The sequence below is a fragment of the Pantoea jilinensis genome (assembly GCF_019104105.1).
Classification (GTDB): domain Bacteria; phylum Pseudomonadota; class Gammaproteobacteria; order Enterobacterales; family Enterobacteriaceae; genus Pantoea; species Pantoea eucalypti.
Window position 1 is genome coordinate 387,244 of the sequence record NZ_CP077746.1, and the last position, 25,847, is coordinate 413,090.

At 55.8% G+C, this 25,847-nt stretch carries 24 protein-coding genes; 15 read left to right on the forward strand and 9 right to left on the reverse strand.

The annotated features are described in order from the left end of the window. Positions 1-81: 81 nt before the first annotated feature. From KTJ90_RS01765 to yjbE, 3 genes are all read right to left on the reverse strand, one after another. Positions 82-2,409, reverse strand: coding sequence for a Tex family protein (locus tag KTJ90_RS01765; RefSeq protein ID WP_003853017.1), 2,328 nt, complete (start codon positions 2,407-2,409; stop codon positions 82-84). A 103-nt stretch (positions 2,410-2,512) separates the two neighbouring features. Continuing rightward, a complete protein-coding gene (greB, locus tag KTJ90_RS01770; protein ID WP_003853016.1) occupies positions 2,513-2,986 on the reverse strand; it encodes a transcription elongation factor GreB in 474 nt (157 codons plus the stop codon). A 184-nt stretch (positions 2,987-3,170) separates the two neighbouring features. After that, positions 3,171-3,419, reverse strand: coding sequence for an exopolysaccharide production protein YjbE (gene yjbE / locus KTJ90_RS01775; RefSeq protein WP_003853015.1), 249 nt, complete (start codon positions 3,417-3,419; stop codon positions 3,171-3,173). 537 nt (positions 3,420-3,956) lie between these two features. Between yjbE and ompR the strand changes: the two genes are divergently transcribed. Together ompR and envZ are read left to right on the forward strand one after the other, a co-directional pair. Further along, positions 3,957-4,676, forward strand: coding sequence for an osmolarity response regulator transcription factor OmpR (ompR, locus tag KTJ90_RS01780; protein WP_003853014.1), 720 nt, complete (start codon positions 3,957-3,959; stop codon positions 4,674-4,676). Continuing rightward, a complete protein-coding gene (envZ, locus tag KTJ90_RS01785; RefSeq protein ID WP_003853013.1) occupies positions 4,673-6,040 on the forward strand; it encodes a two-component system sensor histidine kinase EnvZ in 1,368 nt (455 codons plus the stop codon). The genes ompR and envZ overlap by 4 nt, the downstream gene beginning before the upstream one ends. 38 nt (positions 6,041-6,078) lie before the next feature. On the opposite strand, the gene pckA is transcribed toward envZ, so the two are convergent. The 5 genes from pckA to KTJ90_RS01810 form a co-directional block, all read right to left on the reverse strand. Beyond that, a complete protein-coding gene (gene pckA, locus KTJ90_RS01790) occupies positions 6,079-7,698 on the reverse strand; it encodes a phosphoenolpyruvate carboxykinase (ATP) (RefSeq protein ID WP_003853012.1) in 1,620 nt (539 codons plus the stop codon). Between the two features lie 375 nt (positions 7,699-8,073). Continuing rightward, positions 8,074-8,940 carry an Hsp33 family molecular chaperone HslO gene (gene hslO / locus KTJ90_RS01795; RefSeq protein WP_499025897.1) on the reverse strand — a complete coding sequence of 289 codons (867 nt, stop codon included), beginning with the start codon at positions 8,938-8,940 and terminating at the stop codon, positions 8,074-8,076. Between the two features lie 49 nt (positions 8,941-8,989). Further along, positions 8,990-9,391 (reverse strand): ribosome-associated heat shock protein Hsp15, encoded by a 402-nt coding sequence (gene hslR / locus KTJ90_RS01800; RefSeq protein WP_003853009.1) that lies wholly within the window; start codon positions 9,389-9,391, stop codon positions 8,990-8,992. 13 nt (positions 9,392-9,404) lie between these two features. Further along, positions 9,405-10,052, reverse strand: coding sequence for a GMP/IMP nucleotidase (gene yrfG / locus KTJ90_RS01805; RefSeq protein WP_003853007.1), 648 nt, complete (start codon positions 10,050-10,052; stop codon positions 9,405-9,407). 54 nt (positions 10,053-10,106) lie between these two features. Further along, complete coding sequence (locus tag KTJ90_RS01810; protein ID WP_033743308.1) at positions 10,107-12,242, reverse strand: intracellular growth attenuator family protein; 2,136 nt, start codon at positions 12,240-12,242, stop codon at positions 10,107-10,109. A gap of 391 nt (positions 12,243-12,633) precedes the next feature. Here KTJ90_RS01810 and nudE point away from each other — a divergent pair, with 391 nt between their 5' ends. Continuing rightward, a complete protein-coding gene (nudE, locus tag KTJ90_RS01815) occupies positions 12,634-13,197 on the forward strand; it encodes an ADP compounds hydrolase NudE (RefSeq protein ID WP_003853003.1) in 564 nt (187 codons plus the stop codon). A 71-nt stretch (positions 13,198-13,268) separates the two neighbouring features. Here the strand turns inward: nudE and mrcA are convergent, their stop codons facing one another. Next, positions 13,269-15,818: a peptidoglycan glycosyltransferase/peptidoglycan DD-transpeptidase MrcA gene (gene mrcA, locus KTJ90_RS01820; protein ID WP_008926270.1), complete on the reverse strand. Its 2,550-nt coding sequence runs from the start codon at positions 15,816-15,818 to the stop codon at positions 13,269-13,271. Between the two features lie 116 nt (positions 15,819-15,934). Here mrcA and pilM point away from each other — a divergent pair, with 116 nt between their 5' ends. From pilM to trpS, 12 genes are all read left to right on the forward strand, one after another. Further along, positions 15,935-16,741: a pilus assembly protein PilM gene (gene pilM, locus KTJ90_RS01825; protein ID WP_003852998.1), complete on the forward strand. Its 807-nt coding sequence runs from the start codon at positions 15,935-15,937 to the stop codon at positions 16,739-16,741. Next, positions 16,741-17,283, forward strand: a complete 543-nt coding sequence (locus tag KTJ90_RS01830; RefSeq protein WP_003852996.1) for a PilN domain-containing protein — start codon at positions 16,741-16,743, stop codon at positions 17,281-17,283. Before pilM ends, KTJ90_RS01830 begins: the two co-directional genes overlap by 1 nt. Further along, positions 17,276-17,773, forward strand: coding sequence for a HofO family protein (locus KTJ90_RS01835; RefSeq protein WP_008926267.1), 498 nt, complete (start codon positions 17,276-17,278; stop codon positions 17,771-17,773). Before KTJ90_RS01830 ends, KTJ90_RS01835 begins: the two co-directional genes overlap by 8 nt. After that, a complete protein-coding gene (locus tag KTJ90_RS01840) occupies positions 17,763-18,146 on the forward strand; it encodes a HofP DNA utilization family protein (protein WP_003852993.1) in 384 nt (127 codons plus the stop codon). Before KTJ90_RS01835 ends, KTJ90_RS01840 begins: the two co-directional genes overlap by 11 nt. Beyond that, complete coding sequence (gene hofQ / locus KTJ90_RS01845) at positions 18,085-19,356, forward strand: DNA uptake porin HofQ (protein WP_071591710.1); 1,272 nt, start codon at positions 18,085-18,087, stop codon at positions 19,354-19,356. Before KTJ90_RS01840 ends, hofQ begins: the two co-directional genes overlap by 62 nt. Positions 19,357-19,719: 363 nt before the next feature. Next, positions 19,720-20,241, forward strand: a complete 522-nt coding sequence (gene aroK / locus KTJ90_RS01850; protein WP_003852989.1) for a shikimate kinase AroK — start codon at positions 19,720-19,722, stop codon at positions 20,239-20,241. 38 nt (positions 20,242-20,279) lie between these two features. Continuing rightward, positions 20,280-21,368, forward strand: coding sequence for a 3-dehydroquinate synthase (gene aroB / locus KTJ90_RS01855; protein WP_003852987.1), 1,089 nt, complete (start codon positions 20,280-20,282; stop codon positions 21,366-21,368). Between the two features lie 72 nt (positions 21,369-21,440). Further along, positions 21,441-22,487, forward strand: a complete 1,047-nt coding sequence (locus KTJ90_RS01860) for an SPOR domain-containing protein (RefSeq protein ID WP_499025898.1) — start codon at positions 21,441-21,443, stop codon at positions 22,485-22,487. A gap of 93 nt (positions 22,488-22,580) precedes the next feature. Beyond that, complete coding sequence (gene dam / locus KTJ90_RS01865) at positions 22,581-23,396, forward strand: adenine-specific DNA-methyltransferase (RefSeq protein WP_003852984.1); 816 nt, start codon at positions 22,581-22,583, stop codon at positions 23,394-23,396. Between the two features lie 67 nt (positions 23,397-23,463). Beyond that, positions 23,464-24,147: a ribulose-phosphate 3-epimerase gene (gene rpe / locus KTJ90_RS01870; RefSeq protein WP_003852981.1), complete on the forward strand. Its 684-nt coding sequence runs from the start codon at positions 23,464-23,466 to the stop codon at positions 24,145-24,147. Beyond that, positions 24,131-24,808, forward strand: coding sequence for an HAD family hydrolase (locus KTJ90_RS01875; RefSeq protein ID WP_499025899.1), 678 nt, complete (start codon positions 24,131-24,133; stop codon positions 24,806-24,808). The genes rpe and KTJ90_RS01875 overlap by 17 nt, the downstream gene beginning before the upstream one ends. 16 nt (positions 24,809-24,824) lie before the next feature. Beyond that, a complete protein-coding gene (gene trpS, locus KTJ90_RS01880; RefSeq protein ID WP_003852975.1) occupies positions 24,825-25,826 on the forward strand; it encodes a tryptophan--tRNA ligase in 1,002 nt (333 codons plus the stop codon). The last annotated feature ends 21 nt before the right edge of the window (positions 25,827-25,847 follow it).

Here is a 25,847-nt window from a genome sequence, read left to right on the forward strand (position 1 = left end):
TTTTAGCGTAGCGCGATGATGGGGATTTTCAACCGGGGGAAAGCGTGTGAAGAGGGGGCCTGATGTGGCCCCCTGAAAAGCTTAGCGTTTTTTACCGAATGCCGCAGCCAGTGCATCACCCATTGCACTGTTGCCTGCGGATGCGCTGGCTGGACGCGGACGGCCTTTACCTGCAGCCGGACGTTTCTCTTCGCGCGGCGCGGTATTCTTCGCGCCACCCCGTGCATTGCCTTCGCCTGGCTGCTCATCAAGACGCATGGTGAGGGCGATACGTTTACGCTGGAGATCGACTTCCATCACTTTCACTTTGACGATATCGCCGGCTTTCACCACCTGATGGGGATCTTCCACGAAGCGATCAGAAAGCGACGAGATATGCACCAGGCCATCCTGATGCACGCCGATATCCACAAACGCACCGAAGTTAGTGACGTTGGTGACGGCACCTTCAAGGATCAAGCCCGGCGTCAGATCGTTCAGTGTTTCAACGCCTTCCGCAAACTGCGCAGTCTTAAACTCAGGACGCGGATCGCGACCCGGTTTCTCCAGCTCTTTCATGATGTCGGTAACGGTCGGCAGACCAAAACGCTCATCAATAAAATCGCGCGGGCTGAGGTTACGCAGGCTGCCAGCATTACCCATTAGATCGCTGAGGGCCTGCTCGGTGGCGGCCAGAATACGTTCGACGACCGGATACGCTTCCGGGTGAACCGTTGAGGCATCCAGCGGGTTATCACCGTGGTTGATGCGCAGGAAGCCCGCACACTGTTCAAAGGCTTTTGGCCCAAGACGACTCACTTTCAGCAACTGCTGGCGGTTCTGGAAGCGGCCATTCTCGTCACGCCAGCCGACAATGTTCTGCGCCATCATGCGCGTCAGGCCCGCGACGCGGGTCAGCAGCGGCACCGAGGCGGTGTTGAGGTCAACGCCGACGGCGTTCACGCAATCCTCTACCACGGCGTCGAGTTTCTTCGCCAGCTGGCTCTGACTGACGTCATGCTGGTACTGACCGACACCGATGGATTTCGGGTCGATTTTCACCAGCTCAGCCAGCGGATCCTGCAGACGTCGTGCGATAGACACCGCGCCACGTAGTGAAACATCGAGATCCGGGAACTCCAGCGCCGCCAGTTCAGAGGCCGAGTAAACGGAGGCGCCGGCTTCACTGACAATCACTTTCTGCGCCGTCACCTGCGGGAACTGCTGCTGCAGATCCAGGAAGAAGCGCTCGGTTTCACGTGAGGCGGTTCCGTTGCCAATCGCCACCAGCTCAACCTGATGCTTAATGCAGAGCGCGGCGACGGCAGCGGCGGCTTTGGCGGTCTGGCCGGTGTGCGGATAGACGGTATCGGTCGCCACGACTTTACCGGTGGCATCGACCACCGCGACTTTAACGCCGGTGCGCAGGCCGGGATCCAGTCCCATAGTGGCGCGCATGCCCGCCGGCGCCGCCATCAGCAAATCGTGCAGGTTGCGGGCAAAGACGTTAATGGCTTCATCTTCTGCGCGTTCGCGCACTGTACCCATCAACTCCGTTTCCAGATGCAGCATCACCTTGATGCGCCACGTCCAGCTCACCACCGCTTTACGCCAGCTGTCGGCTGGCGCGTTGTTCAGGCGCAGATTCAGGTGTTCAGCGATCAGCGTTTCGCCGTGGCTTTCACGTGGTGCTTCATCAAACTGCGGATCGGCATTCAGCGACAGTTGCAGTACACCTTCGTTACGGCCACGCAGCATCGCCAGCGCACGGTGTGACGGCACGTTGCTCAGCGCTTCGTGGTGGTCAAAGTAGTCACGGAACTTCGCGCCCGCTTCCTCTTTGCCTTCCACCACGCGTGACACCAGATGGGCATTTTTCCACAGATAGTTACGCACTTTGGCCAGCAGCGCCGCATCCTCGGCGAAACGCTCCATCAGAATATAGCGGGCACCATCCAGCGCGGCACGGACGTCAGCAACGCCTTTGTCCGCATCGACATACTGCTCAGCAAGCTGCTCAGGGATGTGAGAGGGCTCCTGCCAGAGCGTGTCCGCCAGCGGTTCCAGACCGGCTTCAATAGCGATCTGTCCACGCGTCCGGCGTTTCTGTTTGTAGGGCAGGTAGAGGTCTTCAAGCTCGGTTTTGCTGAGGGTGGTGTTGATGGCGCGGGCGAGGTCGTCAGTGAGTTTTCCCTGATCGTCAATCGACTTCAGAATCGACTGGCGTCGATCTTCAAGTTCGCGCAGATAGCTGAGACGGGTTTCCAGCTGACGCAGTTGGGTGTCATCCAGCCCGCCGGTTACCTCTTTACGATAGCGTGCGATAAACGGCACGGTATTCCCTTCATCTAACAGGCGAACGGCGGCGTCAACCTGCTCTGGTCGCGCCTGTAGCTCACTGGCAATTATCTGGCTCAGAACTTTCATCATCAGGACTGTCTTGCTTTCCGGGTTGAGAAATAGCGGACAGTTATACGGATTGATGGTTAAAATTGCCAGAGAAGCGGGCGGCTTTCAGCGATAATCTGAATTGTTATTGCGGGTAGTCAATGGCGTTGACATACCACAGCGCCGGACCCACTGGGGTCTCAACAGTGGCGGCATCACCGACCTCTTTTTTCAGCAGTGCCCGCGCCATAGGTGAGTCGATGGAAATGTAATCTTTGCGGCCAAAAATCTCGTCGTAGCCCACAATGCGGAAGCGTTTGAGGTCGCCCTCATCGTTTTCAATTTCCACCCAGGCACCAAAGAATACTTTGCCATCCTGCTGGGGTGAGTAATCAACGATTCGCAGCTGCTCAAGGCTTTTGGTCAGATAGCGTACGCGGCGATCAATTTCACGCAGCCGTTTTTTGTTGTACTGGTAGTCGGCATTTTCACTGCGATCGCCAAGGCTGGCAGCCCAGGTGACTTTCTTTGTCACTTCCGGTCGCTCTTCACGCCATAAATAGTCGAGTTCCGCTTTCAGTTTGTCGAAGCCTTCGCGGGTAATGAGTCGGGTTTTCATGCTATACCGGCCAGAGAGATCTAAAGAGCGACAGTGTAAGGCAAAGAGGGCGCGGCAAAAAAGAGTCGGGGAAAGGGTTTTTAAAGGTTAAAAACCCACGTTGATTTCCCCGGCGGCGAAAGGGTTGGTGCTGTGATTGAAATAGAGCCAGTCATCTGAAGCCGGCGAAAAAGCGTGCGTAAACTTATTTTCCGGCGTGGGTCGCCGTGGTGGTCGATGTGCCGGTGCTGTGACCGTCACCGCCGCCGCCGCCCATGGTGGCCAGTGCTACGCCCAGCAGGGCTGCGACTGCGCCAACACCGATGGCGTTAGAGTTACCTTGTGCTGTTGTTGTCGCTGCTGCGCCGGCCGCTTCACCGGTTGCAGTGGCTGCATAACCTGGGCTGACGCTGCCTAATGCCAGCGCGCTCAGCAGTAAAATTGTTTTTTTCATTGTATGTAATCCCCGTTGAGACATCGAATGTTGCCTGAGCAGTCTGGTTTAAAACGGGGAAGGCGAAAAGTTGGCTTTACTGATTGATTTAAAGGACTTTAATTACGACTGGCCTTGCTGATGGCACGACTGAAACTAATCCGAGAGGAGCGTCGGGCATTATGCGGGGTTGCTGGAATATTATGCTGTCTGGCTGTGGTTGAGGTAGATTATCTGGAGCATATTCACAGTGATGGCTGATCATTAAGTCAAATTGCCTGCTAACTCACTGAATTAATACATTGATTAAAAGCTGGCACGCTTCCAACGCCAGCGATTCAGAGAAATAGGGCCGTTTTTTCAGATTTGCCGTATCGGCTGTCGGGCGGGGTTAAAAGCGCTAAAACTGACCCTGAAACGCCTTAAATCAAATATAAGCCCCTGTTTAATATGCTTTGTAACAATTTTGGCTAGAATATAAACCAATAATGACTGTCACTATAAGGCATCTTTTTTTAACAATGTTGGTTCAGGCAATAGCGCCTTTGGGAGTTGAAAATGCAAGAGAACTACAAAATTCTGGTCGTCGATGACGATATGCGTCTGCGTGCACTGCTTGAACGCTATCTCACCGAGCAGGGCTTTCAGGTGCGCAGTGTCGCTAATGCCGAGCAGATGGATCGCCTGTTAACCCGTGAATCCTTCCATCTGATGGTGCTCGACCTGATGTTGCCAGGTGAAGATGGCCTCTCTATCTGCCGTCGTCTGCGCAGCCAGAGCAACCCGATGCCGATCATTATGGTGACGGCTAAGGGTGAAGAAGTGGATCGTATCGTGGGGCTGGAGATCGGCGCTGACGACTATATTCCCAAACCGTTTAACCCGCGTGAGCTGCTGGCGCGTATCCGGGCGGTACTGCGTCGTCAGGCCAATGAACTGCCAGGCGCACCTTCGCAGGAAGAGGCGATTATTGCCTTTGGCAAATTCAAACTGAACCTCGGCACTCGCGAGATGTTCCGTGAAGATGAGCCGATGCCGCTGACCAGCGGTGAGTTTGCCGTGCTGAAAGCACTGGTAAGCCACCCGCGTGAGCCGCTGTCTCGCGACAAGCTGATGAACCTGGCGCGTGGCCGTGAATACAGCGCCATGGAACGTTCGATTGACGTTCAGATCTCCCGCCTGCGTCGCATGGTGGAAGAGGATCCTGCGCATCCGCGTTATATTCAGACCGTCTGGGGTCTGGGCTACGTCTTTGTGCCGGACGGCAGTAAAGCATGAAGCGACTGCGCTTCTCGCCACGGAGTTCGTTTGCCCGCACCCTGCTGCTGATCGTTACCCTGCTGTTCGTCAGCCTGGTAACGACCTATCTGGTGGTGCTGAACTTCGCCATTCTTCCCAGTCTGCAACAGTTCAATAAGGTGCTCGCTTACGAAGTTCGTATGCTGATGACCGACCGGTTGCAGCTGGAGGATGGCACGCAGCTGGAAGTGCCACCGGCGTTTCGCCGGGAAATCTATCGCGAACTGGGGATCTCGCTCTACACCAATGCAGCAGCAGAGGAGAGCGGATTGCGCTGGGCGCAGCATTATGAATTCCTGAGCGAGCAGATGGGACAGCAGCTTGGCGGTCCGACCGATGTCCGGGTTGAGGTTAACAAAAACTCGCCGGTGGTCTGGCTGAAAACCTGGCTGTCGCCCGACATCTGGGTGCGGGTGCCGCTGACTGAGATTCATCAGGGCGACTTCTCCCCGCTGTTCCGCTATACCCTGGCGATTATGCTACTGGCGATAGGCGGTGCCTGGCTGTTTATCCGTATCCAGAACCGACCCCTGGTGGATCTGGAGCACGCCGCCCTGCAGGTCGGGCGCGGGATTATTCCGCCGCCGCTGCGCGAGTATGGCGCGTCAGAAGTGCGATCGGTGACCCGTGCCTTTAACCAGATGGCAGCGGGGGTGAAGCAGCTGGCGGATGACCGCACGCTGTTAATGGCGGGCGTCAGCCACGATTTGCGAACGCCGCTGACCCGCATTCGTCTCGCCACCGAGATGATGAGCGAGCAGGATGGCTATCTTGCCGAATCGATTAATAAAGATATCGAAGAGTGCAACGCCATCATTGAGCAGTTCATCGACTATCTGCGCACTGGTCAGGAGATGCAGACCGAGCGCGCGGACCTGAACAGCGTGCTGGGCGAAGTGGTGGCGGCTGAAAGTGGCTATGAACGTGAAATCGAAAATGCAGTGATGCCAGAAGAGCTTATGCTGGATATCAACCCGCTGTCGATTAAACGGGCGCTGGCTAACCTGGTGGTTAATGCCGCGCGATATGGCAATGGCTGGATCAAGGTCAGCAGCGGACGGGAACTGCATCGCGCGTGGTTTCAGGTAGAAGATGATGGCCCTGGCATCAAGCCGGATCAGCTGGCGCATCTGTTCCAGCCGTTTGTGCGGGGCGACAGTGCCCGCAGCACCAGCGGTACCGGTCTCGGTCTGGCGATTGTACAGCGTATTATCGATGCTCATCAGGGCTCGCTGGAGATTGGCGAGAGCGAGCGCGGAGGTTTGCGTATTCGTGCCTGGTTGCCGTTAGTGGAAAGCATGGCGCTGAGCCACAACAACGGCAGCAACAGCGTGTCGGGATAAAAAAACGGCGCGGCACTGTTATTGCCGCGCCGGTTCTTTTAGCGTTGCGGGCCCGCTTTCACCAGCGCAGCACCTGCGGCGTTATCGGTGTACTTGTCGAAGTTATCAATAAAGCGCTGTGCCAGACCCTCGGCAGCAGCAGTCCACTTCTCTTCACTCTCCCAGCTACGACGCGGATCCAGCGTGTCACTATCCAGCTCGCCCAGCGCAACCGGCATCTGCAGATTAAAGATCGGCAGCGTTTCCGTTGGCGCATCATCCAGCTCACCCGCCAGGATCGCATTGATGATGGCGCGGGTATTCTTCAGTGAGATGCGTTTGCCGCTGCCGTTCCAGCCAGTGTTGACCAGGTAAGCCTGCGCACCGGACGCTTCCATTCGCTTCACCAGCACTTCAGCGTACTGCGTCGGATGCAGCGTCAGAAATGCCGCGCCGAAACAGGCGGAGAAGGTTGGGGTGGGTGCCGTCACGCCACGCTCGGTACCGGCCAGTTTGGCCGTAAATCCTGACAGGAAATGATACTGTGTCTGCTCCGGCGTCAGACGTGAAACCGGTGGCAACACGCCAAACGCATCGGCGGTCAGGAAAATCACTTTCTTCGCGTGGCCCGCTTTTGAGACCGGCTGCACGATATTGTCGATGTGATTGATCGGATAGGAGACGCGGGTGTTTTCCGTTTTGCTGCCATCTGCGTAATCAACGCTGCCATCTTCGCGTACCACCACATTTTCCAGCAGCGCGTTGCGGCGAATGGCGCGGTAGATCTCCGGCTCAGCCTGCTCAGAGAGGTTGATGGTTTTGGCGTAGCAACCGCCTTCAAAGTTAAACACGCCATCATCGTCCCAGCCGTGTTCATCATCGCCAATCAACTGGCGATCAGGATCGGTGGAGAGGGTGGTTTTGCCGGTACCCGAAAGGCCAAAGAAGACCGCCACATCACCTGCTTTACCCACGTTAGCAGAGCAGTGCATGGAGGCGATGCCTTTCAGCGGCAGCAGGTAGTTCATGATGGCGAACAAACCTTTCTTCATCTCGCCGCCGTACCAGGTTCCGCCAATCAGCTGCATACGCTCAGTCAGATTGAAAGCGACAAAGTTCTCTGAGTTAAGACCCTGCGCCTGCCAGTCAGGATTGGTGCATTTAGCTCCGTTCATCACCACAAAGTCAGGTTTGAAGTCGGCCAGCTCAGCATCGTCAGGCTGGATGAACATATTCTTCACGAAGTGCGCCTGCCAGGCGACCTCGGTGACGAAACGTACGCTCAGACGTGAATCGGCATTGGCCCCGCAGAACGCATCCACAACAAACAGACGCTTGCCGGAAAGCTGGCGGGTGACGCAGCTTTTCAGTGCGTTCCAGGTCTCCTGCGACAGAGGCTGATTGTCGTTTTTGCCGGTGCCCTGGTCGTTCCACCACAGGGTATCGCGCGTGGTGTCATCACGCACAATGTACTTATCCTTAGGCGATCGCCCGGTGAAAATCCCGGTGTCTACTGCAATCGCGCCGCTCTGCGTCAGGGTGCCACGAGCAAAACCTTCGAGGTCCGGGCGCGTCTCTTCCTGAAATAGTGTGTCGTAATCAGGGTTGTAAACCACTTCCGTGGTATCCACGATGCCCAAAGCGGCAAGGTCTTGCGAGGTCAGGCCGTTAACGCGCATTTTACTGCTCCTTAAATCGGTGTCTGTTCTGCAAAGCAGAGATAGGTTGGGATCGTGCCAACCGGCTGTTGCATCAGGTGCGGCGAATCACTGACAGTCCACTGCGCTTCGTCACGACAGCCTGCAAAGAGAACCGGACTTTTCAGGGCATCTGCCTCTGGCTTCCGGGCGTTTGCACGATCGCGCGCAGTTTACTCTTCTGCGTTACGGGAAAAAGGGCAGTGATCTAAAAATGCGACTCAGGGCGCGTTAAGGCTATGTTTCGAACGTTTAAAAGATGTTATGAAAGTAAAAAAAGATAATTTGTCTGGAAAATTATGGGGATAGGAAAGGGGGAGAGGAGAAGGGGCGGCAGACGCCGCCCGAACAATCAAATCAATGCAGACGGTCATCATTCTCAAGGGAGTGGCTGCGAATACCGGCGATATCGACAGCATCAAACACGTAGTTTGAACCGCAATAGTCACAGTGCATGTCGATTTTGCCATCTTCCGCGATGATCTCGTCCACTTCTTCCTGTGGCAGCGTAGTCAGCACTTCGCCACAACGTTCACGCGAGCAGGTGCATTTGTAGATCACCGGCTGCGGATCGTAGAGGGTGACCTCTTCCTGATGATAGAGACGCCAGAGCGCTTCATTCGCCGGCAGATGGATCAGCTCTTCTGTTTTAATGGTTTCGGTCAGCGTCGCAAGGTGCTCGAAGACCTCTTTCTCTGTGTCCTGCGCGGGCAGCACCTGCAGCAGAATACCGGCGGCGCCTTTGTCGCTGGTGCGGATAAACAGACGCGTTGGCAGCTGCTCTGAGCGCATGAAGTAATCTTCCAGGCACGCAGCCAGGGTTTCACCTTCCAGCCCGACCACACCCTGGTAACGTTCACCCTTTTCAGGCGAAATCGTGATTACCAGATAACCGTTGCCGACCATGCTTTTCAGGGTGCTGTCGTCCGGGATGTCGCCTTTGATACGCGCTACGCCCCGCAGCTCCTGATTGTTGTTGCCGTTAATCACGGCCAGCGACAGCGGACCGTCACCCTGCAGCTGTACGGTGATTTCGCCATCAAACTTCAGCGTGGCGGTCAGCAAGCTGGTCGCTACCAGCATCTCACCCAGCAGCGTTTTAACCGGTGCCGGATAGTCGTGATTTTTCACGGTTTCACGCCAGGTGTCAGAGACGTTCACCAGCTCGCCGCGCACGGCGGCATTTTCAAACAGATAACGGTGCAGTTGATCCTGGACTGACATATTTTTTCTCTCACTGGAACGGGGCGACGGTGCGTCAGCGAAGACGGCGTTATTCATCGCCCGATAATTTAAACTTCATCAAATCGCGACGCTCTTTTTTGTCAGGTCGCCGATCGGGATGGGGCATAGTCAGCGCATTGAGTTTGCGCGCCTGCGCCATTTTTTCGCGTTTTTCAATACTGGCATCGGTTTCGCGATAGAGCTGCTGGGCCTCACTGGCGGGACGGCGCTGGGCGCTGATGTCCGCCACGATCACGGTGCGTTCATCGTTGCCCTGACGCAGTGTCAGTTCCGCATTCAGTTCCACCACTTTGCCGGGTTTGCTGCGCTGGCCGTTGTAATGGACTTTGCCGCCTTCAATCATCTCCCGCGCAATCGCCCGGGTTTTGTAGAAGCGCGCGGCCCACAGCCACTTGTCGAGGCGGACCTCTTCGCTGCTTTTCTCTTTCATTGCTGCTCCTGACTCAGATCAGCGTCCGGTAATCGCCAGTGGCCCGGTGACGCTGAAAGATTTGCTCAGGACGACCCGAATCAGGGTTCTTCACGCCTAAGCACCAGCCGATGCCCCATAACGTTGCAGCATCCAGAATCACTTCGTTGTCATCGATAAACAGCGTGCGCGCCGCAGAAAAGCCGGTGTGCTGTTGTACCGCCTGCCATAAACGTTGGTCTTCTTTCGGATACCCAAAGGTATGGGTGGAAAGTAATAAATCAAGGTGCGGCGCTAAACCTGTCTGCGCCAGTTTGACGTCCAGATTGTAAGGATGCGCGTTGGTCAGCAGGATGGTGGACTTGCCCGCGCGACGCAGCGCCTGCAAAAAAGGCAGCGTATCGTCACGCAGGGCAATTAGGCTGCGCATCGCCAGCGTCATGGCACGGATATCCAGCTTCAGCGCGTCTGCCCAGTAATCCAGACAATACCAGTTTAGCGTATGGGCGACGGCCTGATATTTTTCCGCAATGATCGCGTCGGCTTCCGCCCGGCTGATGCCGCGTTGCTGGCTGAGCTGTTCAGGCACATGCTCCAGCCAGAAGTGACGATCAAACGCCAAATCCAGCAGCGTGCCATCCATGTCGAGCAGCACGGTATCAATCTCAGACCAGTTGAGCATCCAGGTTCACCCTGTGAAAAAACCGGGCGACAGGGTAGCACAGAAGGGCAGGACTCAGAATATCGAGCGCACACCCTGCAAAGTGCCAAGGTTATGGTTGAAACACTTTTCATAATACTGCTGGATATCGATCATGCGCTGGCGATTACGGTGCATGCGGCGAAGCGCCAGTAAGCCGTTAATTATCCCACAGGTCAGCAGCATCAGAAGCAGCAATACGGTGCCGAGATAGCGCCACTGCGCCATGGCATCCGGTTCATTGTGCAGGACAATGTGACGCGTGCCGTTGGCATCCGTTGAAATGCTGGTGATGATGCCGCTGGCGCTGAAAGGTGTATGCAGCAGTACGGTGGAGAGTCGTTGCAGCTCACGCCACTGAGAAGGCGGGTCGAGATCAAACAGCGATACGGTGGGCTGCGGCTGATTCACTAACTGGCGACCTTCGTCGCTGACGATCAGGAATCCCCCTGGCGGCGGGCTGTTAAGATTTTCTGCCGCCCGACGGGTTTCGCGGAAAAAGAAGGTGGATGTAGCGGTATTAACCAGGTTTTCCAGCGCTTCCGCACTCACCGGGCGCAGCAGCACATTCATGCCGTTTAACTGACCGGAATCTGCCCGACGCATCAAAGCTTCCCAGTCTTTGGCATTGCCAAGGTTTACCAGGGCGTTTTTCAGCCGCATACAATCCTGCGGCTGATTGCAGAGATCCTGCGTTTTCATCACCAGATCTGAGAAGTCATCCAGCAGAATCATTCCGGACTTTTGAATCGCGGAAGCCAGCTGTGGGTTCAGTTTAGGGTCAGTATTGGTTTCGGGATGCAGCTGCTTTGTGGTGGTCTCCAGCAGCGCCGCCGCTTTATCAATAATGTCCGATTGCGGCTGCGGCAGTGGCGTCGCGTTATTCCAGTAGATCGCCGAACAGTCGAACGGCATGTAGGCGTAGCTGCGGTTGCTCTGATAGTTGTCCGGCACTGAACACATACCGGTGCCACTCACTTTGAGGTTATCGCCAATGTTCAGTGCCACGTTGCTGAGCTTATCAACGCTGCTGACCTCCAGGCTGTCGGTGCCTCTTGCCCAGGCCAAACTGAGTTTAATCGGCATCGTGAGCGGGATCCAGGTGACCAGCATAGTCAGCACCAACAGTGAACCACACGCCAGCACCACGTTTTTCCGCCAGCGCTGGATAGGGAAGTTTTTGACCTCATCCTGTAGCGACAGGAAGCGACCCTGACGCACCACCTGACGATTAAGGTAGATCTCGACATCCGTTACCTGACCGAGATCGTGTGCGACGTAAGGCTGCCAATGTGGCGGATAGGCAAGGTCAATAATGCCCAGCGTGATATTGCTCTGCTCCTGGTTCGATTCACTGAACAGACCCCAGCGTTTTGGTGCGCCGCGCAGGCAGTGTATATCACGCAGCCCGCGCTCGCCGGGAATGCGATAAAGCAGCCAGAGGCTGGCGCCAATCATTAATGTCCCCGTCAACACCAGCCAGATCATCAGCGTGGCAGGCACTAACAGGCTGAAGAAGAACAGTAAGAAGGCCAGAGAGATCGTCACCGCTTCACGCGTGCCGTCTGGCCGCGACAGACGATACTCTTCTGGCGTCTCTTTACGCACCTGCAGCAGCTCAACATTTTCTGTTTCTGCTTTGCGGATTGAGGCGTTGGTGGACACAGGACGCATGAGCACAGGCAGCGATTGCTGATCCACAGCGTAATCAACCAGCGAGTGGCCGTTCAGCGAGATCACCAGCGGAATAGATTGGGTGCGGATTAACTCCACATAGTTTTCGTCGGTAATGTACTGTTCCCACAGCGGCGGCAGATGAACTTCAACCTCATCCAGGTAATAGCGCCATTTATGGGGATCGTCTGTAGAGAGGCCGTAACGGGTAATTGCGCGGGTAACCGGATAGACATTGTTGCTCTGCGCTGTCAGCGTCAGCCGTTCAGACGCGCTTCGCTTATGGGTAGTGACAGGCGTACTGAGTTGTTTTTCCAGCGCGGCGACATACTTATCGACAGCCTCACGTTCCTGCGGAGAGAGCTTACGGCAGGGCGGACTGATGAATGGCAGTGGTTTCGCCAACGGCGGACGATGCCGCATAGCGTACCAAAACCCCATGCCTGCCAGGATTGAACAGGTCAGCACTATGGCCAGGATCATCAAGATTGTGCTCATGCTCTGCTCAATTCAGCCAAAATGCTGCCTTCACTTTAAACTTTCGCTCCCGGTTATGCTCACTATAAAAGAGACATTCCGAAAGATTATATAACCCTGAGGAGTCAGACACCCGATGAAATAGTGCCAGCGTATATCTGATTGGCATTTGTTAAACCCTGCCTTGTCCGAATGGTAACCGGCACAGACTGGATTAAATATCGGTATTATCTGAAACTTATCGCAGCATATTGACTAATGCAAATTTAGTCTTAACTGATAACTAAAGCCTGTTATTCAACCGACTGAATCTGTGCAACGATAACGTCACTGTCTGACTGTCGCACAATTGCCTGCGGTTAGGTATGCTAATTCGCTACTGATAGCCGGCGCAGAATAATTTGAGGCTGATATGAAAATTCCAAAAAAACCTGACATCCTCAATATCACCGCCGTGGCACGTTCACGGTTATTCACTATCGAGTCGGTTGATCTGGCTTTCAGCAATGGTGCACATCGCGTCTATGAGCGGATGAAGCCTTCAGAGCGCGAAGCGGTGATGATTGTGCCGATTATTGATGATCATCTGATCCTGATTCAGGAGTACGCCGTCGGACTGGAAACCTACGAACTCGGCTTCCCGAAAGGGCTGATCGATGCAGGCGAAACCGTGAATGAAGCGGCGGTGCGCGAACTGAAAGAAGAAGTCGGCTTTGGTGCAGATCAGCTGACCACGCTGGGCAAGCTCACCATGGCACCTTCTTACTTTTCCAGCAAAATGAATATTGTGATCGCGGAAGGTCTCTATGCTGAAAAGCTGGAGGGTGATGAGCCGGAGCCGCTGATTATCCACCGCTGGCCGCTCAGCGATATGCTGTCGCTGCTGGACGAACCCGATTTCCGCGAGGCGCGTAATGTCAGTGCACTGTTTATGGCGCGCGAATGGCTGGTGAAACAGGGACGGCTGCGTTACTGAACAGGATGCTTTAATGAATAAAAAAGCCGACAGATGTCGGCTTTTTTTATCGTGCAATAACAGGGATCACATCAGAACAGTTCGTGACTCTCGCCGTTATCCATAATAGTGGTACCCACATCGTGAACCGAATATTCGGTCGGCTGGGTACCATTGATGAAGTACTCCTGACGCGTGTTACCGCCGCCATTTGCCAGCTTGCCGGTACTGCGATCGATTGTCACCGTGACGACGCCATCCGGCGGTGTCAATGGCTGCACCGGTACACCGTCCAGCGCGCTCTTCATGAACTCATCCCATGCCGGTTGCGCACTCTTCGCGCCACCTTCATAGCCCGATATCTGATCGGGAATCGCGCCGGAAAGCGTACTGCGGCCCAGATTACGGCGCGCATCATCAAAACCGATCCAGACGGAGGTCACTACGCCAGGGCCGTAACCCGAGAACCAGGCATCTTTCGAGCTGTTGGTGGTACCGGTTTTCCCGCCGATATCATTACGTTTAAGGTCACGTCCGGCACGCCAGCCCGTTCCCATCCAGCCCGGTTCGCCAAAGATATTACTGTTCAGCGCGCTCCTGATGAGGAAGCTGAGCGGCGTATTGATCACGTGAGGTGCATATTGCTGATCGCCCTGCTGAGCCTGAGCAGGAACCTGCTCCAGTTCAGGCTGAGGAACTGCCTGATTCTGGTTGTTATTTGAGGCAGCAACGTTCTCAACACTCTCTTCATTCAGCGCCAGCGCTTTTTTGGTCTCACCATAGATCACCGGCAGATTGCACTGCGGACAGGCGATCTTCGGTTTCTCTTCAAAGACGGTGCCGCCCTGTTCGTTCTCAATCTTCGTAATGAAGTAAGGATCAACCAGGAAGCCGCCATTCGCCATCACGGAGTAGCCACGCACCACCTGTAATGGGGTGAATGAGGCCGCACCCAGTGCCAGCGACTCGGTGTGAACAATGTTCTGCGCCGGGAAACCAAAGCGCTGCAGATACTCTGCGGCATAATCCACGCCCATCGCACGCATCGCACGCACCATCACGACGTTTTTCGACTGACCTAATCCCTGACGCAGACGAATCGGACCATCGTAAGTTGGCGGTGAGTTTTTCGGACGCCAGTCTGCACCGGCACCTGCATCCCAGCGTGAAATCGGCACATCGTTCAGGATGGAGGCGAGCGTCAACCCGCGATCCATGGCGGCGGTATAAAGGAAAGGCTTGATGTTAGAGCCGACCTGGCGCAGTGCCTGGGTCGCACGGTTAAACATGCTCTGGTTAAAGGCAAAACCACCTACCAGCGCGCGCACCGCACCATCATTCGGATCCAGTGAGACCAGTGCCGAGTTCACATCCGGCACCTGACCCAGCCACCAGTCGTCACCCACTTTACGCACCCAAATCTGCTGGCCAGCCTGCAGGACCTGCGTCACGCTTTTCGGCGTCGGGCCCTGCACGGTGTCAGACTTATAAGCACGCGCCCAGCGCACACCGGCTAATGACAGCGACACATTGCTGCCATCCTGCATCATAACGGTCGCTTCATCGCTGCGTGCTTCCGTTACGACGGCCGGGTGGAGCGGGCCATAAACCGGCAGCACCTTCAGCGCTTTCTCGATCTTCGTCTGATCCCAGGCCGGTTCACCCACTTTCCACAGCACGCTGGTCGGGCCGCGATAACCATGACGCATATCGTAGGCCATGACGTTATTGCGCACCGAGGTCTGCGCGGCTTCCTGCAGACGACGAGTCACGGTGGTGTACACCTTGTAACCGTCGGTGTAGGCATTATTGCCGTAGCGTTTCACCATCTCCTGACGCACCATCTCGCTGAGATAAGGGGCAGAGAAAGCGATTTCCGGGCCATGATACTTCGCCACCAGCGGTGTATTACGGGCCTCGTCATATTGCTGCTGCGTGATGTAATGCTGATCCAGCATACGCGCCAGTACCACGTTGCGGCGCGACAGGGCGCGGCTCGGCGAGTAAAGCGGGTTAAAGGTAGACGGCGCTTTCGGCAGACCGGCAATCATCGCCATCTCACTCAGCGACAGCTGGTCAACGGGCTTACCGAAATAGACCTGTGAGGCTGCACCGACGCCATAAGCGCGATAGCCCAGGTAGATCTTATTCAGGTAGAGCTCAAGGATTTCATCTTTATTCAGCAACTGCTCAATGCGGATCGCCAGGAACGCTTCCTTTATTTTACGCATCAGGGTGCGTTCCGGACTCAGGAAGAAGTTACGGGCCAGCTGTTGAGTGATGGTACTTGCACCCTGTGAAGCATGACCGGAGACCAGTGCAATGCTGGCCGCACGGAAAATACCCACCGGATCAACACCATGGTGCTCATAAAAACGGCTGTCCTCGGTCGCAATAAACGCTTTCACCATGACCGGTGGCACTTGCTGCAGAGTCAAAGGGATACGGCGCATTTCGCCATACTGGGCGATCAGGTCGCCATCGGCGCTGTAAACCTGCATAGGGGTTTGCAGACGCACATCTTTCAGCGTGTTCACGTCGGGCAGCTGTGGCTCTATATATTTGTATAAACCATAAATCGAGCCAGCTCCCAACAGGATGCAACACACTGTAAGGATTAATAAATACTTTACGAACTTCACCTGGAATTTCCCATCTGTTGTCGTTTGAGCAGTTTATAAACAACCGCGCGGTAGTATAAAGGCAAGCCAGACGCTTTGATATGTCCATTTTCCCGGACGATAAGGAGATCGCGCGCATGGCTTTTCATACCTGGCAAATTGGGCTGGATATTCAGAATAGGCAGATTTGTGCCCTTGCCCTCCAGCCTCGTCGTGATGGCTGGCAGCTACGCCACTGGTGTCAGCAGCGGCTGCCGCAAGATACGTTAAGAAACGGCGTGCTGCAATCTTCGCCTGAATTACTGGCGGCCTTAACGGCATGGCGTCAGCGGTTGCCGCGTCGTTATTCGCTGCGTGTCGCACTGCCCGCCCGGCTGGTGTTACAGCGCCAGCTTCCCCTGCCTGCGCAGGCGCTGAACGAACCCGCGCTGGGGCATTACGTGCAGGCGGCCGCGCGCCGTCTCTTTCCTCTGGAGCCCACTGCGCTGGCGCTGGATTACCGGCCGGATGCAAAGCGTGATCAACTCTGCGTCACGGCAGCGCGGCTGGAGATTATCGATCAGTGGGCAGCGCCACTGTTACAGTCAGGATTAAAGCCGCAGGTGTTTGAACTGACCACTAATGCGTTGAAGCGATTAGCCCGGCAGGCAGCACTGAAATCCGGCGCGGTACTGGTTCTGCAGCAGGATAACCGCTGGCTCTGGAGCGATGCGCACTCAGCGGCTGACATCGGCGAAGTCGCCACACTGGCGGCCCTGCGGCAGCAGGCTTTCCCCGACGCCAGTTTTGTTGCCTGGTGCGCCGCAGAGCCGGGTGTACTGCCCGCCGAAGCCACCCGCTTTTCCCCTTTTGATCTCTTTCGCTATAAGCAACCTCCTTTGCCGGAAAACCCGGGAGCCTTTGCGCTGGCGGCCGGGCTGGCGCTACGTGATGGAGATGAATAATGGTGGCGGTTAATCTGCTGCCCTGGCGGCAGCACCGTCGGCAACAGCAGCAGCGGCAGAGTCTGGTGATGCTGTTACTGATGCTGGGTACGTTGTTTCTGGTTGTTGTGCAACAAACCTGGCAGATCCATCAGGCGCGTCAGCAGGTGGCGCAGACGCGCAGTTTACAGCAGCAGGCGCTGGACGCTCTGGGACAACAACTCGCGCAGCAAAAGCAGTTACTCGCCCGGCTCGCCGTCGTACAAAAACAGCAGGCAAAGCAGCGTCAGCAGGCCGTGCAACTGGCTGCCTGGCAGCAGTTCTGGCTCAATTTACCCGTGTTGATGCCCGATTCCGCCTGGCTGACCCGTCTGGAGAAGCGTGACAATCATCTGACTCTGGAGGGCCAGGCGCAGGATATGGCCTCGGTCCGGCAATTCCGCCAGCAGTTAACTACGGTCGCCCTGCTGGATCAGGTTAAGCAGGGCGGTGTAAAGCGGCAGGCCGATGGCAGTTATCGTTTTTCACTGCGGGCAACGGTCCAGGCGGTGGCTGATGAATGAGTGGTGGGAGCGGTGGTGGCAGATGGCCGCGCTTCCGCGTTACGGCTTGCTCGCCGCCCTCGCATTCTGCCTGCTCCTGCTCTCGTGGATTCTCTGGCTGCGGCCACAGCAGCAGGCGCTGACAACTGAAAAGGTGGCGCTGTTGCAGTTGACCCGTACCCTGCAGCAGCGCCAGCAGCAGTGGCGTCAGCATCCTGATAATGAGGTGTTGCAGGTGCAACTGGCGGAAATTCAGCGTGCCCGGTCTGTATCTGGCACATCAGGCCTGGCACTGGAAGCGATTCTGGCGGCACGTCGTAACCAACTGGAAGAGTGGCAGCCGGATGCACCCTCCCGCGTGCTGACGCTGCATCTGCAGTGGCCGGCATTCCAGTCGCTTTTTGCCGAGCTTGCCGATGCCTCCGCACCGTTTCCGGTGCATTTCCTGCTGCTGGCGCAGCCGCAGTTCCTGATCGCTCAACTCTGGCTGGAATCTGACGATGCGCCATAGCCTGCTGATTTTACTGCTGTGCTGTAGCAGTGTGGTGGCGCGTGATCCGTTCAGGCCGGTTGCCGGTTCAGTGTGTGAAGCGTCAGTGGAACCGCTCACTGGCTGGCGTCTGCAGGGGATCATTGGCCGGGAGGCGCATTTCCATGCCTGGCTGATTGGTCCGCATAAAGAGATTGTCATCGCCCGCATCGGCAAACCTTTTCCTGTAGCGCCCTGGCAACTCACTGACATGACCCGCCGCAGCATCACCTTAGCGGTGCAAAACAGCTGCACCGCACAACAGACTACATTCTATTTAAAAGGACGTTCGTATGGTTTGGATAGCCACTCTGCTGCTGGTCATCAGCTGCCTGCTGCCGGTTTACGCCGCTGATGAGGAACCGCTCAGCCTGACATTTGATAATGCACCGGTAGAGCGTATTTTGCAGGCGCTGGCTGATTATCAGCAGATCAATCTGATGATTGCGCCAGAGGTGGAAGGTTCGTTATCGCTGCGGCTGGATAACCTGCCGTGGCATCAGGCGCTGGAGCTGGTGGCGCGCATGGCAAAGCTGACGCTGATTGAACAGGATAATGTCCTGCTGGTCTATCCGGAAAGCTGGCAACAGGCGCAACAGCAGGCTCGTGCGGCTGAGCAGCAGGCGCAGTTGCAGCAAGTACCTTTGCAGCAGCGCGCGGTCACATTGCGTTATGCCAGCGCCAGCGAGGTGCATGCCAGTCTGCTGAGTGAGCGGCAGTCGCTGATGACGGCGCGCGGCAGCGTGACAGTCGATAAACGGACCAATGCGCTGTTACTGCGCGATACCGCAGCGGCTTTAAAAGAGACAGAACGCTGGATACGGGCGCTGGATCTGCCACTGGAGCAGATTGAGCTCTCAGCGCATATCGTTACCATCAGCGAAGAGCATTTGCAGGAGTTGGGGGTGAAGTGGGGATTGCAGGCGGGTGACGCCGCAGTGACTGACATTCTGCACCATCCCCGTCTGGATATCCCGCTGGCGTTGAGTTCACCCGGCATCAGCGTGGGGATGGCGCTGGCGCGTATAGGCGGCCAGCTTCTGGATCTGGAGTTAAGCGCGCTGGAACAGGAAAACCAGATTGAAATCATCGCCAGTCCGCGCCTCTTTACCTCACATCAGCAGACCGCATCGATTAAGCAGGGCACGGAGATTCCTTACGAAGTGTCCGCAGGAAACAGCGGGGCAACCAGTATTGAGTTTAAAGAAGCGGTGCTGGGCATGGAGGTGACACCGACCCTTTCTGGCAATGGTCGCATCCAGCTGAAAATTCATATCAGCCAGAATATGCCGGGTCGCAGCATCAGAACCGGTGACAGCAACATATTATCCATTGATAAACAGGAAATTGAGACTCAGGTCACGGTCAGTGACGGGCAAACACTGGCGTTAGGGGGTATCTTTCAGCAGCAGCGTAGTCGTGGCGAGAATAAGGTGCCGCTACTGGGAAATGTGCCGCTGATTGGCGGGTTATTTCGCCAGCAATCTGAGCAGCGCAAAAAAAGAGAGCTGGTGATCTTCATTACGCCACGATTGGTCAGGGAAGCAGCGCTTACGGCTGGATAAAACGGAAAATGCGTCCCTTAAGGCCATCTGCGTTGACGCAGGAGAGGAATTAGCTTACAAGGTTTAGCGATTTTCAATACGGTGTAACCGTCTAGGCTGGGTAAATCCCGGCAAACAGATCAGAAAACTTCTCTGTAAGCAGCGTTGTAAAAGACGCAGCGCTGGCGCGTTACAGTTTCGCGAACACAGGCCAATTCAGAAATGGATGTGCTGAAGGCAATATAATCGGTTGCCAAACAGCCTTGAGTGTTGAGATAATTTTTCATCTGACTCTTGCTAACGCTCATGAGGTCTCAGTTCCTGTCCCGCCAGCGAATGCTGAACGCGGGGTATCATTAACGAATTCTTAGTAATACCGACAAAATGGCAGAGAAACGCAATATCTTTCTGGTTGGGCCGATGGGTGCCGGCAAAAGCACTATTGGCCGTCAGTTGGCTCAGCAACTCAACATGGAGTTCTTCGATTCCGATCAGGAAATTGAGCGACGCACCGGAGCGGATGTGGGCTGGGTTTTTGATGTCGAAGGCGAAGCTGGCTTTCGCGATCGCGAAGAAAAAATCATCAACGAACTGACCGAGAAGCAAGGCATCGTCCTGGCGACAGGCGGGGGTTCCGTCAAATCCCGGGAAACGCGTAATCGGCTCTCCGCTCGCGGTGTTGTGGTTTATCTTGAAACCACCATCGAGAAGCAACTGGCGCGCACCCAACGTGACAAAAAACGTCCGTTGCTGCAGGTGGATTCACCGCCGCGTGAAGTGCTCGAAGCGCTGGCTGGCGAACGTAACCCGCTCTACGAAGAGATCGCCGATGTAACCATTCGCACAGATGATCAGAGTGCGAAAGTGGTGGCGAATCAGATTATCCACATGTTGGAAAAAAGTTGATCCAACGTTCGAAGGCTCTTTAACAGGTATCGAGCATCATGGAGAAGATCACCGTCTCACTAGGGGAACGCAGTTACCCCATCACTATCGCCGCCGGACTGTTTAACGATCCGGCTTCTTTTTGGCCGCTACGCGCGGGCGAAAACGCCATGGTGGTGACAAACCAGACGCTGGCTCCGCTTTATCTTGACCCGCTTACAGCGCTGCTGAAGGCGGCTGGTGTAAAAGTGGATCAGGTGATCTTACCCGACGGCGAGCAATACAAGACGCTGGCCGTAATGGATCAGGTTTTTACCGCACTTCTGCAAAAGCCGCACGGTCGTGATACGACGCTTATCGCCTTAGGCGGTGGCGTCATTGGCGATCTTACCGGTTTTGCTGCGGCCAGTTATCAGCGTGGCGTACGCTTTATTCAGGTACCGACCACCTTACTGTCGCAGGTTGATTCTTCGGTTGGCGGTAAAACGGCCGTTAACCATCCGCTGGGCAAAAACATGATCGGCGCGTTTTATCAACCCGCGTCGGTGGTGATTGATACGGCCTGTCTGAAGACACTGCCCGCGCGCGAACTGGCGTCGGGTCTGGCGGAAGTCATTAAGTACGGCATCATTCTCGACGGGATATTTTTTGAGTGGCTGGAGCAGAATCTTGATGCTCTGCTGGCGCTGGATGAACAGGCGCTGGCGTACTGCATTCGTCGCTGCTGTGAGCTGAAAGCCGAGGTTGTTTCGGCCGATGAGCGTGAAAACGGTCAGCGGGCGTTGCTTAATCTGGGCCATACTTTTGGTCATGCGATTGAAGCACATATGGGCTATGGCAACTGGCTGCATGGTGAAGCCATTGCGGCAGGCATGGTGATGGCAGCACGAACGGCTGAACGTATGGGGCAGTTCCAGGCGCAGGAGACCGACCGCATTATTGCGCTGTTCCGCCGTGCCGGTTTACCGGTGCATGGGCCGCAGGCGATGAGTGCGGAGATGTATCTGCCGCACATGATGCGCGATAAAAAAGTTCTGGCGGGCGAACTGCGGCTGATACTCCCGCTGTCGATTGGTCGCTCTGAAGTGCGTGGTGGCGTGGCACATGATATGGTGCTGGCTGCGATTAATGATTGTCAGCAACCCTGAGATTAAGCAGTTGAGTGGTGACGCGGCGCGCAGGGTGCGCAGTGCGGAATGCCGCTTTACGGAGGAGGCAAAATGGATGAGTTTAAACCGGAAGACGAGTTAAAACCTGACGCCAGCGACCGCCGTCCCTCGCGCCCGCGTAAGCCGTCTGCCGCAGCCAAAGTACCGGCGTCGCGCCAGCGCATCATGATGGGTGTCGGGATTCTGGTTCTGCTGTTACTGGTACTGGGTATTGGTTCAGCGCTGAATGGCCCGGATGAGAAAAAGCCAGCGACTGCGGGCACGACTCCTGCCGCCAGTGGCGGTTCCGGTAGCGAGAAGAATATCGATCTGGGCGGCTCCTCTTCCATGTCAGCCGGGCAGACTCCTCCGTCAGGTCAAACCACGCCAGCGGCTGACGCAAATAACGCATCGACCAGCGGTGAGGGTGCCTCTGCTCCTCAGCGTGACGTTTCCATGCCGCCTGTGGCGTCAACGCCTACCCAGGCCGCGCCGGTTGACGCGCCAGCAAATCAGCAGCGCGTCACGCTGCCAGGCGATCTGAACAGCGCGCTGACGAATCAGCAGCAGCAGGTCGATAACGCTGCGATGGGAACGCAGGGTGGCAGTTCACTGCCGACGGCGCCCGCGACGGTCAGCGGTAATGCAGGAACGGCAGCCAATCCTGTCGCCGCACCTTCACGTCAGACGCCCAACAAATCCAGTGCTTCTGCACGTCCGGCGCATGATTCATCGCATAAAACGGCGTCGAAACCTGCAACCCGTGACAGCAAAACGCATACCACGTCAGCGCATTCCCCAGCCAGTTCTGCTCCGGCCACTGCGTCCACCGGCAGCAGTTCAGCCAGCAAATCCGTGCCAGGCGGCAGCTATACGCTGCAGCTGAGCGGTGCATCGAAGGCGGAAAGCCTGAATGCCTGGGCTAAACAACAGAATCTGAGCGGGTATCACGTCTACAAAACCACCCGTAACGGTCAGCCGTGGTATGTGCTGGTGAATGGATCTTATGCCACACCGGCGGATGCCAAACGCGCTGTCGCGTCGCTGCCTGCGGAAGTACGTGCAAAAAACCCATGGGTAAAACCCGTTAGCCAGGTGAAGAAAGAAGCCAGCCAATAGCGGATGTGGGGCCATGTTCTGGCCCCGTTTTAAGCGCAGATCTGCTGTCGGTAAAGCCACAGCCTCACAATAAGATGTAATAACCACGACAGCATGAAAAAAAATCGCGCTTTCCTGAAATGGGCAGGGGGAAAATTTCCCTTAGTAGAAGAGATCCATCGTTACCTGCCGCAAGGCGACTGTCTGGTCGAGCCCTTTGTGGGTGCAGGTTCAGTGTTTCTGAACACGGAGTTTGATCGCTACCATCTTGCAGATATCAACAGTGACCTGATTAATCTCTACAACATTGTTAAAACGCGCACGGCGGATTTCATTCGTGACGCGCAGCTGCTGTTTACGCCGGAAGGTAACAACGAGATCTGTTATTACCAGCGGCGCACCGAATTCAACACCAGCACCGACGCCTACCAGCGCGCGCTGCTGTTCCTCTATCTGAACCGTCACTGTTACAACGGCCTCTGTCGCTATAACCTGCGTGGTGAGTTCAACGTGCCGTTTGGCCGCTATCGCAAACCCTACTTTCCGGAAGCAGAACTGTTATGGTTTGCCGAGCGCGCGCAAAAAGCGACGTTTGTCTGTGAATCGTACGATGTTACGCTGACCAATGCTGGCAAGGGCTCTGTGGTCTATTGCGATCCGCCTTATGCCCCGCTGTCGGCAACGGCTAATTTCACGGCTTATCACACCAACAGCTTCAGTCTTCGCGAGCAGGAGAATCTGGCGGCGTTAGCGGCACAGCTCGCTTCGTCGGAGAACCGTATTCCGGTTCTGATTTCTAACCACGACACTGCACTGACGCGTTTGTGGTATCAGGATGCAGTGTTACATGTGGTCAAAGCCCGGCGTTCTATCAGCCGAAGCATAACGGGTCGCACCAAGGTCGACGAACTGCTGGCACTTTATCGCTAGTCTGTTTCGTCCGCGACCAACGCATCACGCCAGCCTCCGGGCTGGCGCACAACAGTGGGAGAATCGGATGAAACAATATTTGCTGGCCCCTTCAATCCTTTCGGCGGACTTTGCCCGTCTGGGCGAAGACACAGCCAAAGCGCTGGCGGCCGGAGGTGACGTGGTGCACTTCGACGTGATGGATAACCACTACGTCCCTAATCTGACCATGGGTCCGATGGTGCTAAAAGCACTGCGGGACTATGGCATCACCGCTCCCATCGATGTGCATCTGATGGTGAAGCCGGTAGATGCGCTGATCCCTGAGTTCGCCAAAGCCGGCGCCACTTACATCACCTTTCATCCCGAAGCCAGCGAACATGTTGACCGCACCCTGCAATTGATTAAAGAGCATGGCTGTAAAGCAGGTCTGGTGTTTAACCCGGCGACCCCGCTTAGCTATCTGGATTACGTCATGGATAAGCTGGATATCATTCTGCTGATGTCAGTGAACCCTGGTTTTGGCGGTCAGTCATTTATTCCCGGCACCCTGGATAAACTGCGTGAAGCGCGCAGACGTATCGATCAGAGCGGTTACAACATTCGCCTTGAAGTGGATGGCGGCGTGAAGATCGACAATATCCGCGAGATAGCGGCTGCCGGTGCTGACATGTTTGTCGCCGGTTCTGCCATCTTCGGTCATCCTGACTATAAAAAAGTGATCGACGACATGCGCAATGAACTGGAGAAAGCCAATGGCTCATTTCACTGAGATTCGTGCGCTGGCGTTTGATCTCGATGGCACGCTGGTGGATAGCGCGCCAGGTCTTGCTGATGCGATCGACCGCACGCTGAGCGATCTCCGCCTGCCGCAGGCGGGCCTTGAGCGGGTCTCCACCTGGATCGGCAACGGTGCCGATATCATGATGGCCCGCGCGCTGACCTTCGCGCTGGGTCGCGAACCGCAGCCTGAAGAGCAGCGTGATGCGCGGGCGTTGTTTGACCGGCACTACGCCGATACGGTAGAGGCGGGTAGCACGCTGTTTCCACAGGTAAAACAGACGCTGGAGGCATTAAGGGCTTCCGGATTGCCGATGGCGATTGTGACGAACAAGCCGACGCCGTTTGTGGCACCGTTGCTGGAATCGCTGGGCATTGCCGATGCGTTTTCGCTGATTATTGGTGGCGACGATGTGCCGGTTAAAAAACCGCACCCTGCAGCGATCTTTATGGTGCTGGGCACCTTCGGCGTATTGCAGAATGAGTTGCTGTTTGTTGGCGACTCTCGCAATGATATTCAGGCGGCGCAGGCGGCAGGCGTACCGAATGTGGGTATGACCTTTGGTTATAATTATGGCGAGCCGATTGCGACCAGCCAGCCCGATTTAACCCTCGACTCTTTCGACGAACTTTTGCCCGCACTGGGGCTGTAAATATCAGGACTTAAGTATGAAACCCATCGTTTTCAGCGGCGCACAGCCGTCCGGCGAACTGACCATTGGCAACTATATGGGAGCGCTGCGTCAGTGGGTGCAGATGCAGGATGATTTTCACTGCATTTACTGCATCGTTGATCTGCACGCAATCACCGTGCGTCAGGATCCTGCAGCACTGCGCAAAGCGACGCTGGACACGCTGGCGCTTTATCTGGCCTGTGGTATCGACCCGGAAAAAAGCACCATCTTTGTTCAGTCGCATGTGCCAGAACACACGCAGCTGAGCTGGATCCTGAACTGCTACGCCTACTTCGGTGAACTGAGCCGCATGACGCAGTTCAAAGATAAATCAGCGCGTTACGAAGAGAACATCAACGCTGGTCTGTTCGATTATCCGGTGCTGATGGCGGCGGACATTCTGCTTTATCAGACCAATCAGGTGCCGGTGGGTGAAGATCAGAAGCAGCATCTGGAGCTGAGCCGCGATATCGCACATCGCTTCAATGCGATCTATGGCGACATATTCAGAGTGCCAGAGCCGTTCATTCCGAAATCGGGTGCACGCGTCATGTCGCTGCTGGAACCGACCAAAAAAATGTCCAAGTCCGACGATAACCGTAATAACGTTATCGGCCTGCTGGAAGATCCGAAAGCGGTCGTGAAGAAGATCAAACGCGCTGTGACTGATTCTGAAGAGCCGCCAGTGGTGCGCTACGACATCAAAGAGAAAGCGGGCGTGTCTAACCTGCTGGATATTCTGTCAGGCGTGACCGGTAAAACCATTGCTGAGCTGGAGCAGGAGTTCGAAGGCAAAATGTATGGTCATCTGAAAGGTGCGGTAGCCGATGCTGTGTCGGGCATGCTCTCTGAGCTTCAGGAGCGTTATCATCGCTTCCGCAACGATGAAGCCCTGCTGGAGCAGGTAATGCGTGATGGCGCGGCCAAAGCACGCGCACAGGCGCAGGAAACGCTGAAGAAGGTTTATCAGGCGGTAGGCTTTGTCGCGATGCCATAATGGCTGAGCAGACAAACAACG